14 protein-coding genes are annotated in these 15,800 nt (G+C 73.5%); 5 read left to right on the forward strand and 9 right to left on the reverse strand.

Translation table 11 applies throughout. The features are described from left to right. Positions 1 to 70 precede the first annotated feature (70 nt). A complete protein-coding gene (locus tag ACIGQF_RS23135; RefSeq protein WP_399713252.1) occupies positions 71 to 2,080 on the reverse strand; it encodes a DUF5107 domain-containing protein in 2,010 nt (669 codons plus the stop codon). A gap of 207 nt (positions 2,081 to 2,287) precedes the next feature. On the opposite strand from ACIGQF_RS23135, the gene ACIGQF_RS23140 reads away from it, so the two are divergent. Continuing rightward, the gene (locus ACIGQF_RS23140; protein ID WP_399713255.1) at positions 2,288 to 2,623 is read left to right on the forward strand and encodes a DUF6204 family protein; all 336 of its coding nucleotides are present in this window, start codon (positions 2,288 to 2,290) and stop codon (positions 2,621 to 2,623) included. 22 nt (positions 2,624 to 2,645) lie between these two features. Here the strand turns inward: ACIGQF_RS23140 and ACIGQF_RS23145 are convergent, their stop codons facing one another. Together ACIGQF_RS23145 and ACIGQF_RS23150 are read right to left on the reverse strand one after the other, a co-directional pair. Continuing rightward, on the reverse strand, positions 2,646 to 3,230 hold the full coding sequence (locus ACIGQF_RS23145) for a GNAT family N-acetyltransferase (protein WP_399713257.1): 585 nt from the start codon (positions 3,228 to 3,230) through the stop codon (positions 2,646 to 2,648). A 57-nt stretch (positions 3,231 to 3,287) separates the two neighbouring features. Then, positions 3,288 to 4,691 (reverse strand): CoA transferase, encoded by a 1,404-nt coding sequence (locus ACIGQF_RS23150; RefSeq protein ID WP_399713260.1) that lies wholly within the window; start codon positions 4,689 to 4,691, stop codon positions 3,288 to 3,290. Between the two features lie 298 nt (positions 4,692 to 4,989). On the opposite strand from ACIGQF_RS23150, the gene ACIGQF_RS23155 reads away from it, so the two are divergent. Continuing rightward, positions 4,990 to 6,258: a cytochrome P450 gene (locus ACIGQF_RS23155; RefSeq protein WP_399713264.1), complete on the forward strand. Its 1,269-nt coding sequence runs from the start codon at positions 4,990 to 4,992 to the stop codon at positions 6,256 to 6,258. A gap of 117 nt (positions 6,259 to 6,375) precedes the next feature. Next, complete coding sequence (locus ACIGQF_RS23160) at positions 6,376 to 6,582, forward strand: ferredoxin (RefSeq protein ID WP_399713266.1); 207 nt, start codon at positions 6,376 to 6,378, stop codon at positions 6,580 to 6,582. Positions 6,583 to 6,592: 10 nt separating this feature from the next. On the opposite strand, the gene ACIGQF_RS23165 is transcribed toward ACIGQF_RS23160, so the two are convergent. From ACIGQF_RS23165 to ACIGQF_RS23185, 5 genes are all read right to left on the reverse strand, one after another. Then, the gene (locus ACIGQF_RS23165) at positions 6,593 to 8,392 is read right to left on the reverse strand and encodes a CocE/NonD family hydrolase (RefSeq protein WP_399713601.1); all 1,800 of its coding nucleotides are present in this window, start codon (positions 8,390 to 8,392) and stop codon (positions 6,593 to 6,595) included. Positions 8,393 to 8,609: 217 nt separating this feature from the next. After that, positions 8,610 to 9,548: an LD-carboxypeptidase gene (locus tag ACIGQF_RS23170; RefSeq protein ID WP_399713268.1), complete on the reverse strand. Its 939-nt coding sequence runs from the start codon at positions 9,546 to 9,548 to the stop codon at positions 8,610 to 8,612. Between the two features lie 28 nt (positions 9,549 to 9,576). Further along, complete coding sequence (locus tag ACIGQF_RS23175; RefSeq protein ID WP_399713271.1) at positions 9,577 to 11,577, reverse strand: prolyl oligopeptidase family serine peptidase; 2,001 nt, start codon at positions 11,575 to 11,577, stop codon at positions 9,577 to 9,579. Between the two features lie 63 nt (positions 11,578 to 11,640). Continuing rightward, positions 11,641 to 13,041, reverse strand: a complete 1,401-nt coding sequence (locus ACIGQF_RS23180) for a M20/M25/M40 family metallo-hydrolase (RefSeq protein ID WP_399713604.1) — start codon at positions 13,039 to 13,041, stop codon at positions 11,641 to 11,643. A 4-nt stretch (positions 13,042 to 13,045) separates the two neighbouring features. Continuing rightward, positions 13,046 to 13,879: a M55 family metallopeptidase gene (locus ACIGQF_RS23185; protein ID WP_361567262.1), complete on the reverse strand. Its 834-nt coding sequence runs from the start codon at positions 13,877 to 13,879 to the stop codon at positions 13,046 to 13,048. Between the two features lie 245 nt (positions 13,880 to 14,124). Here ACIGQF_RS23185 and ACIGQF_RS23190 point away from each other — a divergent pair, with 245 nt between their 5' ends. Beyond that, positions 14,125 to 14,556 carry a protein phosphatase gene (locus ACIGQF_RS23190; RefSeq protein ID WP_399713274.1) on the forward strand — a complete coding sequence of 144 codons (432 nt, stop codon included), beginning with the start codon at positions 14,125 to 14,127 and terminating at the stop codon, positions 14,554 to 14,556. A 33-nt stretch (positions 14,557 to 14,589) separates the two neighbouring features. On the opposite strand, the gene ACIGQF_RS23195 is transcribed toward ACIGQF_RS23190, so the two are convergent. Further along, the gene (locus tag ACIGQF_RS23195; protein WP_361567168.1) at positions 14,590 to 15,225 is read right to left on the reverse strand and encodes a LysE family translocator; all 636 of its coding nucleotides are present in this window, start codon (positions 15,223 to 15,225) and stop codon (positions 14,590 to 14,592) included. A 122-nt stretch (positions 15,226 to 15,347) separates the two neighbouring features. Here ACIGQF_RS23195 and ACIGQF_RS23200 point away from each other — a divergent pair, with 122 nt between their 5' ends. Continuing rightward, complete coding sequence (locus tag ACIGQF_RS23200; protein WP_399713278.1) at positions 15,348 to 15,800, forward strand: Lrp/AsnC family transcriptional regulator; 453 nt, start codon at positions 15,348 to 15,350, stop codon at positions 15,798 to 15,800.

Below are 15,800 nucleotides of genomic sequence, written 5' to 3' on the forward strand. Positions count from 1 at the left end.
ACAACGAGCAGGGTGGCCCGAGCATTCCGTTCGCCGCGCGTCCGGGTGACGCGCGGCGCCCGAACAGCTCTCAGGCCGGATGCATCCGGTACTCGTACCGTTCCGGGAGCGGGTGGCCGGCGCGGGCCCGGGCGCGCACCGCGCCGGTCACCGGGCCGTCGCCCGCCACGAGCCGTTCGGCGATCGCGTACCAGGTGTCGCTGAGCGTCTCGTCGCCCTCCCGGAGGTCCGCGACCTCGAACCCCTCGTCGAAGACGGCACGGGCGGCGGCCACCTCCCCCCGCGCCAGCAGGACCTGTGCCGTCAGCAGCCGGAACCGGCCGCGTGCGCGGTCCTCGGGGCGCAGCCGGGCGAGGACGGCGGCCGCGTCGTCGGCCCGGCCCGCCGCGATCAGCACCGGCACCGCCTCGCGGGCGAGCGCGGGCAGCACGGTGTGCCGCACCTCCTGGGCCGTCTCCCCCGCGCACGCGACGGCCTCGGCGTACCGCTGCGCCGCCCGGCCCGTCTCACCCGCGACGGCTTCCGCGACCGCCAGGCAGTACAGCGGCCAGCAGCTCCGGCCGCGGGCCAGCGCGCGCTCCCAGCTGCGCACCGCCTGGGCCCGGTCGCCGGCGTGCCACTGGGCAACCCCGAGGTGGAAGTCGGTGGTGGGGCCGGGCCGCGCGGACTCCAGGAGGTCCCGCCAGGCCGGGGCGACCGGCGACGGGCCCGGTACGCCCGGCTCGTCGGGGAGATCACCGGTGCGCAGCAGCTCCCGCCACGGCCACTGCTCCTCGCTCAGCGTGTCCTCGGTGAACGGCAGGCCCGGCAGGTCGTACCCGGCGCGGGCCACCTCCAGCGCACCCCAGCCGGAACCGGTGGCGAGCCGCTCCTTCGGCTCGATGTCGGCGTACGGGCGCCAGGCGGCGTACGCGGCGTCCACGGCGGCGCGCGGCAGCACCGCTTCCAGCCGATCCGCCACCGCACCACGGGCCGCGCCCCAGTCCGCTCCGTGCACGGCTCGCGGGTCGGCCGCCAGCGGCCCGTACGCCTCCAGCCACGCGAACTCCGCGCCCGCTTCGAGGGGTACGTGCTCCAGCTGGGTGCGCGCGAGCCCGGCCTGGATCTCGGCGTACCCGGGAGTGCCCGGCTCGGTCAGCCACTCCTGCCAGTGCCGTCCCGCCCGGCCCGCGCCCCAGAGGAAGAGCTTGCGGCCGCGCAGGGTGTCGGTGGAGGTGTGGACGAGGCCGTGGCCGTCCGCGTCGAGCGAGGCGATCCAGCGCCGCTCCCCCGGCGGGATCTCGTAGAAGTAGTCGGCGGGATACTCACTGCGCAGCGGGTACGTGCGGTCGACGCCGCCGGATTCGGGGACGGGGACGCGGCTCAGGGCGCGCTCGTAACCGAAGTGGAACGCTTCTTCGGCGGGGGCGAGGACGCGGGTGCGCGCGTCCTCGGGGACGGCGATGTTGGACCACCAGTACACCGGTGCGGTGTGGTGGTGGGGGTTGCGGACGCGCACGCCGACGTACAGGAAGTCGGAGCCGTCCGGGAGCCAGAGGTCGACCTGGAAGGGGAGGTCGCGCAGCCGCTCCCACTCCCACAGACGCAGCATCTCCCCGCCGTCCGGTGCCGGTACGCGCGCGGCGTGCACGGGCGCGCAGGAGAGCGTGGTGTGGCCGGTGGCGCCGATGTTCCATTCGATGCCGCCGGAGAACCACGCGCCGTTGAGGGCGAAGTCCGCGGGCTGGAACACCGGGTTGCGGTAGAGGAGTTCACGTCCCGTGGGCTTGTGGTGCAGGGAGTGGACGTGGCCGCCGAGGCCCGGCAGGACGGTGGCGCGCAGCCGGTCGTTCTCGATGACCAGCGCGTCGAGGCCGGTGGGAGTGCGGTGCCGGGTGTACCCGTCGCGGCGGCGTACGGGGAGCAGCGAGTCCAGCGGGCGGTACGCCAGTTGCCGGGCCATGTCGGCGGGCATGTCCGCGCCTTCGGGGACGGTGACGCGGTGGACGTCCCGGGGGCCGGCCAGCGCGGGCAGCGGGTTGTCGGGGCCGAGGGCCGCAGCGGGCAGGGTGAGGGTCGTGCGTCGCACGCTCGTGGTCACGGCGCCTCGCAGTCGGAGCGGGCCGCCCCGGTCGTGGCGGCCGTCTGATCACCATGGAACCCTCTCGCGCCCACCCTGAACAGGGCGTCCTCCGGTCAGGGTTGCGCAAAAAGAATTCGCGCGACAGGGCGCCGGAGGATGATGGATGCTGGCCTCGTACACCGTATGAGGCAGCGTTGCGCCACGACGAAGGCGAGGACGGACGAGATGGCCACCGAGCACACCTACCGCGTGATCGTGCGCGGCACGTGGGACGGGCTGACCGAGGAGACCAGGGCCCGGCTGCTGGACGGGGCCGACGACCACGGTCTGGCGCAGCTGCGGTTCACCCCCGAGGGTTCGCTCGCGTACGACCGGTCGCTGACGTCGTTCACGTACCGCTACACCGTCGTCTCCGACGCGGCCGACGGCGAGGAGATGGCGGCCGCCCTCGCGGAGGAGAAGGCCGAGCAGGCGCTGCGCGCTGCCGGGCTGGGCCACCGCGGCCTGCGCTCCTCGGCCACGGACATGGACACGATGAAGGTCAACCGGAAGCGGCGCTGAGGGGGCGGACCGGATGGGCGGGTCACGGGGCTTCGGGCGGCAGCATCTCGCTGGTGATAGCCCAGCGCTCGTGGTCCCGCCAGGCCCCGTCGACGAAGAGGAAGTCGGGCGAGAGCCCTTCCTTCCGGAAGCCGTTGCGCCGGGCGAGCGCGATCGAGGCGGTGTTCTCCGGCTGGACGTTGACCTCGATGCGGTGCAGCCCGAGCCGTCCGAAGACGTACCGCAGCACGAGCTGCAGGCCCTCGCTCATCAGGCCGCGGCCCGCCGCGTGCGCGAAGGCTCCGTACCCTGCCGCACCGCAGCGGAAGGCGCCGTGCACGATGTTGTTGACGGTGAGGTAGCCCGCGATGCCGCCACCGTCCAGCTCGCAGATGAGGAAGCCCTCGCGCTCCGGCTCCTGCAGCCGCTCGTAGTAGGCGTCGTAGCCCGCCTCGTCGACGGGCGGGAAGAGCCATGGCCGGTGCAGCGCCACGCTCTCCCGTGCCCGCGCGGTGAACTCCGCCCGGTCCGCTCGCCGGAACGGCCGGATGCCCACGCGCGCGCCACTGGCAAGGTAGCGGTCGGATTCCGGTACGGATGCGGTCGGAGAGCGTCGGTCGTCGGTCACCGTCGGATGCTATCGGTCGGTCGTACGGAGTGCCCCGCGCTCGGCGTCTCCGTGTGCTCACACCCACGCGGGTGTGTCGGCGCCCCACTCCCCCGGCGGCCGGGCCCAGTTGGCGGGGGAGCCGGCGAAGGCGACCGGCGGCAGCGCGTGCCGCAGCCGGCCCAGGGGCCCGGTGGTCTCCGCGAGCCGGACGGCCGGGTCGTACGCGTCGGCGGGGCCCGGGGCGCACCGCGGCAGGACGTCGGTGAGCAGTGCGGCGGTCTGCGCGAGGGCCAGCGTCGCCAGCCGTGCGCCGCCCGTACGGGACCGTTCGGTCAGCGCCCGCAGCACTGCGGCGGCCAGCAGATATCCGGTGCCGTGGTCCAGGGCCTGGGCGGGCAGCACCCCGGGGGTGCCGTCGGCCGCTGCCTCGGTCACGGCGATGCCGGTGGCTGCCTGTACGAGACTGTCGAAGCCCCGGCGGCCGCCCCAGGGGCCGTAGTCGCCCCAGGCGGACAGGCGGGCGACAACGATGCCGGGGCGGCGCTCGGCGAGCGCTTCCGGCGCCAGGCCGAAGCGGTCCAGGGCGCCCGGCCGGTAGCCGGTGACCACCACGTCCGCGTACGACAGCAGCTCTTCGAACGTCGCGCGCCCCGCCCGCGAGTCCAGGTCCAGGACGGCCGAGCGCTTCCCGAAGCCGGTGTCGGCGTGCGCGTCCCGGCTCTCCGGCAGGCCGGGCGCGTCGATCCGCAGCACGTCGGCGCCGAGCAGCGCGAGCGTACGGGTGGCGACCGGCCCGGCGATCACCCGCGTCAGGTCCAGCACGCGCAGGCCGGCGGCGGGCAGCAGCGGATCGCTTGCCGGGGCGGGCGCGCGAAGGGGCGGCGTGGCGGCGCCGAGCGGTTCGAGGGTGAGCAGCGGCCGGCGGGCCACCGCGGCGCCCTGCGGGCCGTCGCCCCACTCCGTGGCGTCCCGTACGGCGACGGCGAGGCCACCCGCCGCGTACACCGCCGCCTCGGTCTCCGCCGCGCTCCGGCCCGCCAGTTCGGCGGCGAGCGCCTCGGGTCCCGCGGACTCCGGCAGGCCGAGCGCGGCGAGCAGCCGGTCGCGGTGGTGGGGGTAGTTGGCGTGCGTGCGCAGCCATCCGTCGGCGGTGTGCCAGAAGCCCGAGAGGGGCGCGAAGACCGCGGGCGCCCGGCCGTCGATGCGCAGGTGCCGTTCGCTGAGGAAGGCGGTGGCCACGGCGCCGTCGTCGACCTCGACGGCCGGCAGGGCGCCGCCGGTGCGGGCCGCGGCGAGCTCCGCGCCGGCCAGCGCGCACACCGTGACGGTCGCCCTGGCCAGGTCCATGACCGGCAGCCGCGCGGGGAGCAGCCCGCGCGCACCGCCGTGCCGCACCCGTCCGGTCAGGCCGGCCTCGCCGCCGAGTGCGGCCCAGGCCAGGGCCGCCGCGTCCCCTTGGTACCGCGCGTCGTCGTTCATGGCGCCAGTGTGGCACTGAGTGCCACCTGTGAGAAGCGTGCGGAGCCGGGACGACGCGCGGAGCAGTTCGGCGCGAACTCCTCGCCACACCCAGCACTTCTCGGCCACGCCGAGGCCGACCGGGTGACGTCCCTGAGGAGCTGCGGACTCCGCCCGGCGGCCCGGCGGACGCCACGAACCCCACACCCCACCGGAACGCCCTGTTCAGCCACCACGTACCAGAAGAGGAGGCAACTCTTGGCAGTAGCTGACCACTTGGCTGAACTTGGCGTAGTGATTTCTCCTGGCATGACATGAAATGAGAAGTGGCACAACTGAGTCAGCGCACCGGAGGTACGCCGTGTCGGAAGTCATATCGGAAGCGGTCGCGGAAACCGTCAAGTTTCCGCAGGACCGCGCCTGTCCCTACCACCCGCCCACCGCCTACGCGCCCCTGCGTGAGCAGGGGCAGCCCCTCAGCCGTGTCCACCTCTACGACGGACGGGAGGTGTGGGTCGTGACAGGGCATGCCGAGGCACGCGCCCTGCTCACCGACCAGCGGCTCTCGTCCGACCGCCTGAACCCCGACTTCCCGGTCCCCAGCGCCCGGTTCGAGGGGCTGCGCAACGAGGACCGCAAGAGCCGCACCACGCTCCTCGGGGTCGACGACCCCGAGCACAACGTCCAGCGGCGGATGCTCATCCCCAGCTTCGGCCTGAAGCGGATCGCGGCGATGCGCCCGCGCATCCAGCAGATCGTCGACCGGCTGCTGGACGACATGGAGGCCGGCGGTCACCCGGCCGAGCTGGTCTCGGCTTTCGCGCTGCCGGTGCCCTCCATGGTCATCTGCGAGCTGCTGGGAGTCCCGTACACCGACCACGAGTTCTTCGAGGACGCGTCGCGCCGGCTGCTGCGCGGACCGGCCGCTGCCGACTCCCGCAAGGCGCTGGACGACCTGGAAGGGTACTTCGGCGAGCTGATCACCCGGAAGGAGGCCGAGCCGGGCGACGGGCTGCTGGACGAGCTGATCGCGGACCGGCTGCGCACCGGCGACCTGGAGCGCGACGAGCTGGTGAGCATGGCCATGATCCTGCTGGTGGCCGGGCACGAGACGACCGCCAACATGATCTCGCTGGGCACCTTCACGCTGCTCCAGCACCCCGAGAAGCTGGCGGCGCTGCGCGCGGACGCCTCGCTGATGCCCGCGGCGGTCGAGGAGCTGCTGCGCTACCTCTCCATCGCCGACGGCATGCTCCGGGTGGCGGCCGAGGACATCGAGGTCGGCGGCGTGACCGTCAAGAAGGGCGACGGCGTGGTGCTCTCCACCTCGCTCGTCAACCGTGACGCCACGGCGTACGCGGCACCGGACGAGCTGGACTGGGACCGCTCCGCGCGGCACCACATCGCCTTCGGCTTCGGCATCCACCAGTGCCTCGGGCAGAACCTCGCCCGCGCCGAGCTGGAGATCGCGATGCACTCGCTCCTCACCCGGTTCCCCGGCCTCCGCCTCGCGGCACCGGCCGAGGAGATCCCGTTCAAGCCCGGCGACACCATCCAGGGCATGGTGGAACTCCCCGTCGCCTGGTAGCAGTTGACCGCACCGCTCTGCACCACCGGAGCCGGCCCCGTCCCCGACACGGCAGCACCACCACCGCGCCGGGCCGGCCCCTCCCCCACACGCCACTCACGGATTCAGGGACCGACCATGCCGACCACTCAGCACATCAGCATCGACACGGAGCGCTGCATCGGCTCGGGGCAGTGCGCCCTGACCGCGCCGAAGACGTTCACGCAGGACGACGACGGCTTCAGCGCCCTGCTGCCGCCCGACGAGAGGGCGCCCGAAGACCCCATGGCGCGCGAGGCCGCCCGCGCCTGCCCGGTGCAGGCCATCACGATCGCGGAGGACTGACCCGCCCCGGTTACCGGCCCGCCAACGGGAGTTCCAGCGTGCCCGTGTCCTCGGGCGCGCTGACGACGGTGACCGGCTTGACGCCCTTGTTGCCGTAGTACGCCGTGTCGCTCGCCGCGATGACGAACCGCAGGCGGTGGCCGGGCTGGTAGCGATGTACGAGGGCGGGCAGCTCGACGGTGAACGGACGGGTCACGTCCGGCACCCGCGCGGGCGCCACCAGCCGGTGCACCAGCGTCTTGGAGCCGTCCGGCGCGATGTCGTACAGCTTCGCGAAGAGGACCAGCTTGTCGGCGGCGTCACCGGAGTTCTGCACCTGCTCCGTACGCGGCGAGACCACCTTGAGCGTGGCCTTCGGCGCACCGACCACGTCGACCGGCCGGCCCTCGACCGGTGCTGACGTCCAGTCCAGATACGTGCCCTTCAGGTCGTACGGCGCGGGGTCCGGCAGCCCCAGGATGCCCGCGAGCTGGGACTCGGAGTGGCTGGTGGGCAGCAGCCGGTTGCGGTACTCGCGGCTGCCGCGCGCCACCTTCGCGCGGTCGTCGACCAGCCTGCCGTCGCCGGAGAGGTACAGCTTCCAGGAGTCGCCGCTCGCGGGGAACGTGGCGGACGTGCCGTACGTCTGCCCGGCCGGCATCCAGTCGCGGTAGTAGGCGAAGGCGGGGCCGGTGTCGGTGTCCTTCTTGTGCTGGAGGTAGCGGTCGAACCAGGCGAGGATGCGCTGCCCGACGTAGCTCGTCTCCAGATTGCCCTCGGACAGGTTCAGTTCGCCGGATGCCGGGTCGGTCATACCGCCGCTGTGCCCCCAGGACTGCCAGATCATCTTGGTGTCGGTGCCCTGCGCCTTGAGCGTCCGGTAGGTGGCCGCCGCCTCGTTGAGGTTGAACAGGCTGTCCGCCTGGCCCTGCACGAGCAGGGTCGGTGCCTTCACGTCCTTCAGATACGAGACGGGGCTGACGCTGCGCGCGTAGTCGAGGATCGGCTTCGTGCTGTCGGCCGGGTACCGGCCGGAGTCCAGCCAACGCTTGGTCTCGCAGGCCTTCGCGACGAAGTGCAGGCAGCCGGCGCCGCCGAGGCGGGACGGGTCCAGGCTCGGGTTCAGCAGCCCCTGCGCCTCGCCGATCAGGAAGAAACCGTTGGTCCACTGCTTCTTGTAGACGCCGGGGACGTCGTTGCTGACGCTGCCCGCGGGCTGACCGGCGTTGTTGGGGTCCAGCGCGTACGCCAGGTCGTTCCAGGTGATCAGCGGTACGAGCGCGTCCACGCGGCGGTCGACGGCGGCGGTGGCCAGCTGGATCGCACCGCCGTACGAGCCGCCGATCATGCCGACACGCGGATCGGCGGCCGCCGCCCCGCCCCTGCCTTCTTTGGTGACGTAGTCGATGCGAGTGCCGTCGTCCGCGGGGCGCGTACCGGCGAGGAAGTCGATGAGCCGGCTCGCGGCCCTGCCGTCGACGGTGGGGTCGTCGAGCGAGATCGGGCAGCCGGACTTGCCGAAGCCGAGCCCGGAGTAGGAGAGCGCGACATAGCCACGCGCGGCGAACGCCTGGGCCGTGGCGGCGGTCGAGCCGTCCGCCTTGTCGCCGCCGAAGCCGTTGGTGGTCAGGATCGCGGGCGCCGGATGTGCCGCGTCGACGCCGGCCGGGCGGTAGAGGTCGGCGTCCACGGTGCAGTCACGGTCGCCCGCCGGCACGGTCAGCTTGACGGCGGTGACGTCGTACGGTGCGGCGGCGGCTGCCGCGGGGGCCGCGAGGCCGAGCGGGGCGGCCACGGTACCGGCGGCCAACAGGGCGAGCGACGTGCGCAGAACGGGGCGGGACACTGCTCGGTACACGCTGACCTCCACAGAGACACGCCATACCTACCAGTCAGTACGGCGCGCTCATGGTCCGGCATGCGTTTTGGCCATGTCAACGGAGTTGACGAAACTTCTTACCGGAGCGTCAGTTACCGCTGGTCACATTGCTGTTGAGGGGACAGCCCCAGGTTGCTGCGGGTGCGGCGGCACCTCCGCCGGAGCGGTGTCAGAGCAGTGGGGGCACGGCGCACGTCAGGGTCCCCGCGTCCGCGTCCAGCGTGGCCGGGACGCCCAGCGGCATCGTGAGCGCCGAGTCGCCGTGGCCGAACCCGAACTCCTCGACCACCGGCACCCCGAGCCCGCCCAGCCGGTCCGCCAGCACCGCCCTGATCCGGTCGTACGGACCACAGCGCGCCCACGAACCGAGCACGATCCCGGCGACCCCGGCCAGCGTGCCCGAGCGCAGCAACTGGGTCAGCGCCCGGTCGACGGCGTACGGCTGCTCGCCGACGTCCTCCAGCAGCAACAGGCCGCCCGCCGCGTCGCGCCGGGCATCCGGCGTACCCGCCTCGCTCGCCAGCAGCGCCAGGCAGCCGCCGAAGGTGACGCCGTGCGCCCGGCCCGGCACCAGTGTGCGCGCCGTACCGGGCGCCAGGGTCGTCACGGCCGCGTCCTCGGGGGTGAAGAGCGTGCGCCGCAGGTGGTCCCTGGTCGGCTCGTCCTTGAGGAAGACCTCGCCGGCCACCGCGGGGCCGTGCAGCGTCGCCACCCCGGCGCGCAGCGCGAACGCCTCGTGCACCACCGTCACATCGCTGAAGCCGACCAGCGGCTTGGGCCGCGCCGCCCGGACCGCCCGCCAGTCCAGCAGGTCCACCATCCGCTGGGCACCGTACCCGCCGCGCGCGGCGAACACCGCGGCCACCCCGGGGTCGCACCAGGCGTCCTGGAGGTCCCGGGCCCGGCACTCGTCCGGCGCCGCGAGGTGGGCCAGTTCGGCGTGCCCGGTGCGGACGTGCGGCGCCAGTACGGGGTCGAGGTCCCAGCCGCGCAGGATGTCCAGTCCCGCGTCCAACCGCTCCGGGGCGACCGGGCCGCTGGGCGCGATCACCGTCACCCGGTCCCCTGGCCGCAGCCGTGGCGGCCTGGCGCCCGCCCGCACGGTCACCGCGGCCCCTCCGCCGCGCGTCCGCCCCTCACTTGCCCAGCTCCAGCACGGGCACGTCCGTGCGCTCGATGCCGAAGACCTGCGCGTACAGGGACAGCTCCGCCTCGACGGCACGGACGATGGTGTCCTCGCGGCGGAAGCCGTGCCCCTCCCCCTCGAAGGTCAGATAGGCGTGCGGAATGCCGCAGCGGGTGGCCTCGGCGAGGAACCGCTCGGCCTGCGCGGGCGGGCAGATCACGTCGTCCAGCCCCTGGAGCAGCAGGAACGGCGCGGAGATCCGGTCCACCTGATGCACCGGCGAGCGCTCCCGATACCGGCCGGGGACCTCGTCCGGCGGCCCGACCAGCGAGTGCAGATACCGCGACTCGAAGTCGTGGGTCTCGCCGTCCGCCCAGGACGTCAGGTCCAGGACGGGGTAGGTGATCGTGCCGCAGGCGTAGAGGTCCGTACCGGCCAGCGAGGCCGCGGTGGTCCAGCCGCCGGCGCTGCCGCCTCGGATGGCGAGCCGGGAGCGGTCGGCGGTGCCCTCGGCGGCCAGCGCCTCGGCGACCGCGGCGCAGTCCTCGACGTCCACCACGCCCCACTGCTCGCGCAACCGCTCGCGGTACTCCCGGCCGTACCCCGTCGAGCCGCCGTAGTTGACCTCCACGACGCCGAAGCCGCGCGAGGTGAAGTAGGCGATCTCCAGGTCGAGGACGAGCGGGGCGTGCCCCGTCGGACCGCCGTGCGCCCACACCACGAAGGGCGCCGGCTCGCCGTCCGGCGGGGCGTGCGTGGGGCTGTGCGGCGGATGGACGTGGGCGTGGATGTCCCGGCCGTCGGGGCCGGTGAAGGTACGCATCTGCGGTTCGGGGTAGTACGCCGGGTCCAGCGCGTCGGTGTGCCGCGCCGCTATCACCCGCGCCCGGCCCGTCACCGTGTCCAGTTCCACGATCTCGTACGCGCTGCGCGGGCTCGCGGCGATGCCGATGACGCGGGTGCCGTGCACGGCGAGCGAGGGTGCCCACTCCGTCCACGGCCCGGCCGCGTCGACCAGCTCGCCGCCGACCGGGTCGAGGATGCCCAGGCAGTTCGCGCCGTGGCCGTGCAGCGTGGCGATCGTGCCGTCCGCCAGTGGCAGGAACCAGCGCAGCCCGACCTTCCACAGCGGCCCGCCGAACTCCTCCCGGCGCGCGGAGCACAGCCGGACGCTCGGTACGCTCCCGTCGCCCGCCGCGCCGGGGCGGATGCGCCGCAGCTCCCACCAGCCGTCGGCATCCGACGCGTACAGCAGCGAACCGTCGGCGGCCCATTCGATCTGGGGGACGGACTCGTCGGTCCCCCCGGCCAGCTGCCTGATTCCGGTGAAGCCGCCGTCCTCGGTGACGTCCGCGTGCATCACGAGCGTGCCGTCCCACGGCATCCGCGGGTGGTCCCAGGCGATCCAGGCGGCGCGCCGGCCGTCCGGGGAGAGCCGCGGTCCGGTGACGAAGCGGTGCCGGTCGTCGCTCAGCTCGCGCACGGCGGCGCGGTCCTGCGCCGCCGAGCCGTCCAGTGGTACGGCGGCGATCAGCCGGCGCACGTCCGACGACCCCTCGCCGGTGAACTCCTCCAGCACGCACCAGACTTCACCGCGGTCCGGCAGCACCACCGGGTCCGCCCACCGCAGCCCGCCGCCGACCGCGGAGAGCGGGGTGAGCGGCCGGGGCTCGCCGCCCTCGCCCGACGCGTAGGCGTACAGCCGCTGGTCGGCGAAGTGGACGAAGACCAGGAGCGTCGCCCCGTGCGCGTCCTGGGCACCGGCCCAGGGCTGGCCGCCGTACTCGATGACCCGGCTGCGGACGTTCCACGGCGGCGGCAGCACCGACTCCTCGGCGCCCTCGGGGCCGCGGCGGATCAGCGCGCGGCGGCCGCCCTCCTCGGGCCGCGGCTCGGTCCACCAGACCTCGTCGCCCACCACGCCGAGGTACTCCGGACGGCCGTCGTTGGCGGCCACCAGCCGGGCGTCGATGGGTGACGGCCAGGTCCCGTAGGGCGCCGTGGTCACCATGGCGGTGTTCCTCTCAGTCCGTTCGTCTCCATCAGCGCGGCGGCGGGCTGCTCCCGCCCGCGCTCATCCCCTGCTGTGCACCATGAAGTCGTCCAGCACCCGGACCCCGAAGTGCAGCGCTTCCACCGGCACGCGTTCGTCGACGCCGTGGAAGAGCGCCTGGTAGTCGAAGCCCTCGGGGAGCTGCAGCGGCGAGAAGCCGTACCCCCTGATGCCCAGCCGGGAGAACTGCTTGGCGTCCGTGCCGCCCGACATGCAGTACGGCACGACCTGGGCCCGCGGGTCGAAGCGCTCGATCGAGGCCCGCATCGCGGCGTACGTGGGACCGTCCACGGGAGCCTCCAGTGCCACCTCGCCGTGGTCGACCTCCCACTCCACCTCCGGGCCCGTGAGCCGGTCAAGGGTGGTGCGGAACTCCTCCTCGCCGCCGGGCAGCACCCGCCCGTCCACGAAGGCGGTGGCGCTCCCGGGGATCACGTTGACCTTGTAACCGGCCGCCAGCATCGTCGGGTTGGCGCTGTTGCGCACCGTCGGCGCGACCAGGTCGGCGGACGGGCCGAGCGCGTCCAGCAGCGCGTCGACGTCCCGCGCGAGGTCCTGCTGCGCCGTGGCGTCCAGCCGGGCCTCGACGCCCTGCAGCGCGGCCAGCTCGCGCAGCGCGGCCCGGACGGTGGGGGTCAGCCGCACCGGCCATTCGTGCGCCCCGATGCGGGCGACGGCGGCGGCGAGCCGGCTCACGGCGTTGCTGCGGTTCACCTTGGAGCCGTGGCCGGCCTTGCCCGTCGCGGTGAGCTTCAGCCAGGCCGTGCCCCGCTCCCCCGCCGCGATCGGGTACAGCTGGAGCCCGTCGCCCGCGTGGAAGGTAAAGGCACCGGACTCGCTGATGCCTTCCGTGCAGCCCTCGAAGAGGCCGGGGTGCTCGTCGGCGAGGAAGCCGGAGCCGTCCTCGGCGCTGGCCTCCTCGTCGGCGGTGAAGGCCAGCACGATGTCCCGCCGGGGCCGGACCCCGGCACGCGCCCAGGCCCGCACCGCGGCCAGCACCATCGCGTCCATGTTCTTCATGTCGATCGCGCCGCGGCCCCAGACCACGCCGTCCCGGACCTCGCCGGAGAAGGGGTGCACGCTCCAGTCCTCCGGCGCGGCGGGCACCACGTCCAGATGGCCGTGGACCAGCAGCGCATCGGCGCTCCGGTCGGTGCCCTCGATGCGCGCCACGACGTTCGTCCGGCCGGGGCTGCGCTCCAGCAGGGTGGGCTCGATCCCCGCGTCGGCCAGCTGCTCCGCGACGTACTCGGCGGCCGGCCGCTCCCGGCAGTCCCCGCCGCCCCGGTTGGTGGTGTCGATGCGGATCAGCTCCGAGGTGAAGCGGACCACCTCGTCCAGCGCCTTGGCGTCGACGGCACTGTCCGGCCGGGCGCCCGGCGCCGGTCTTTCGCCGTCGACCAGCTCCTCCAGGTCGGTCATCTGCTCAGCCATACTGCTCCTCCACGGCGGACGAGACGAGGGTGGTGACCGCCTTGAAGCAGCGGATACCTTCGTACATGGTCGGGCTCTCGTAACGGACGCGGCGGGTGCCGCTGCGCTCCACGCCCGGCACGACCGTGGCCGCTCCCACGAGGTGCTCGGCGTCGAACTCCACTTCCACGGTGAACGGGCCGCGGCGCGCGGGCTCGTGCCGCCGCGCCAGGGCCGCCGCCTCCCGGGCCCCGGCCCTGATGTCGGCCGCGGTGCGCGCCGGCGGGCGGCACACCGCCGCATACCGCGACACGTAGTCCTTCACTGCGATGCCCCGCGCCTCGGGTGCGTACCCCTTCGCGTCGGCGCACGTCCGGTCGTCCCCGGTCACCAGCACCACCGGAACGCCGTACTCGGCGACCACGAGGGAGTTCAGATAGCCCTCGCTCGCCGCCACGCCGTCGACCCACACACCGGTGATCGAATTGGCGAGGTAGGTGTGCGCGAGCACGCCTTCCGTCCCGGCGCCCGTGTGATAGCCGACGAACGCTATTCCGTCGACGTCGCCGTGCTGCACGCCCTCGACCATGCTCAGCGACTTGTGCCGGCCGGTCAGCATCTGCGCCCGCTCGTCGAGCTTCTCCAGCAGCAGATTGCGCATCGTCCAGTGCGCCTCGTTCACCAGCACCTCGTCGGCGCCGCCGTCGAAGAATCCGGCGATCGCGGCATTGACGTCGGAGGTGAACAGGTGACGGCAGCGTTCCCACTGGCTCGCTCCCGGCAGCACGTCGGCGGGCCAGGTCACGCCGGTGGCGCCCTCCATGTCGGCGGAGATGAGGATCTTCACCATGCACCAGTCCTATCGCAGGTCAGGGACGTGACGCGGGCGATCCCCGCACGACGCGGGGATCTTCACACCTCGTCACGTTACGCGACCCCACCGGGCCGGGCCATGCCTGTGGAAAACTCCTGAGGTCCAGTCCACCGAAAGCCCCCGCGAGCCGCCCACGGCTCGGCCGCTAACCGTGTGACCTGCGAGGGAGCTGCGCAAAGGGCCTTCGGTGCGGGCGACTTCGCCGGTACCGTGACGGCATGACCGGGTCCTGGAAGTCCACCGACGACGGTGTGTTGCGGCTGCCCTCCGGACGGCTGGTGCGGGGGCGGGGGCTGCGGCGGGCGGTGCCTGCCGGGCCGGACCCCACGTACGGCGTCTATCTGCTGGGCAAGCCGCCGCCGGAGCTGCCCTGGGAGTCGCAATGGGTGCGCTGGCCGGACTTCCGGCTGCCCAGCGACCGCGCCCGGGCGGCGGCCGTGCTCACCGAGGCGTGGGAGCGGGCCGGCGCCGAGCGGGTCGAGTTCGCCTGCGACGGGGGCCGCGGCCGGACGGGTACGGCGCTGGCCTGCCTGGCCGTACTGGACGGCGTCCCGGCCGACGAGGCGGTGGAGTTCGTACGGCGCCACTACGACCGGCACGCCGTCGAGACGCCTTGGCAGAAGCGGTACGTCCGCCGGTTCGCTGGCTGAGGGCACCCCGCCGCCGCGCCCTGTCCGTAAGCGTCAGGGCGCGAGGCGTTCCACGAGCAGCAGCGCGCCGATCAGGATCATGGCGGCGCCCGAGACGCGGGTGACCGCGCGGGCGACGGCGGGCCGGGCGCGCAGGACGGTACGGGCCAGCACGCCGACCCCCGTGTAGACCGCGCCGCAGTTGGCCATGTGGACCAGGCCCAGCACGCCGATCTGGGCCGCGAGCGGCCAGCTGCTGCCGCCGGCGTGGGCGGCGGCGAACTGCGGCAGCAGGGCGATGTAGAGCAGCAGCGCCTTGGGGTTGAGGCCGCTGATGCCGGCGCCCTTCAGGAGCCTCGCTCCGGTGCCGGCGCCGGCCGGGGCCTCGGACGGGTCGGCCGAAGCGGGCGCCGCCGGCCGGAGCAGGGTCATGACGCCGAGCCAGACCAGGTACAGCGCGCCGAGCACCGTCAGGACGGTGAGCACCGCCGGGTTGCTCGCGACCACGGCGGCCACGCCGGCGACGACCACGAGGGTGAGCCCGACGTAGCCGAGCATCAGCCCGCCGACCGCCGGCAGGACGGACCGGTCGCGGAGGCCTGCGGTGATGGCGTACGCCCAGTCCGCGCCCGGCACGAGGACGAGGAGGACGGACACTGCCCAGAAGGCGGCTATGGAGCTGGCGGCCATGACGTGGTTCTCGCTGGTTCTCTCTGGTCGGACGGCGGCAGAGAGGGAGATTAGTCACGACAGCCCGGAAAGTGTTTCCCGATATTGTCGTCCCGCGGGGCGTCTGTGGAAGGATTTTCCCCATGGACGACTTGGACCGGACGATTCTTGCTGAACTGCAGGAGGACGGCCGCCTCACGGTCACGGAACTGGCGGCGCGGGTCGGGCTCAGCCTCTCGCCGTGCCACCGCCGGCTGCGTGAGCTGGAGCGCGGCGGCGCCATCCGCGGCTACCGCGCGGTCGTGGACGCCGAGGCGGTCGGGCTGAAATTCGAGGCGCTGGTCTTCGTCACCATGCGCCAGGAGGACCGCGGCACCGTCTCCGCCTTCGAGGAGGCCGTCGCGGACATCCCTCAGGTGCTGCAGGCGCAGCGCCTCTTCGGCGACCCCGACTACCTGCTGCGCATCGTCAGCACCGACCTGCCGGCCTTCCAGCGGCTCTACGACGAGAAGCTGGCCACGCTCCCGGGCGTGCAGCGGCTCAGCTCCACCCTCGTGATGAAGCACGTGGTGTATGAACGGCCGCTCCCGGCGTGA

It is taken from the genome of Streptomyces sp. NPDC053560 (genome assembly GCF_044544605.1).
Classification (GTDB): Bacteria; Actinomycetota; Actinomycetes; order Streptomycetales; family Streptomycetaceae; genus Streptomyces.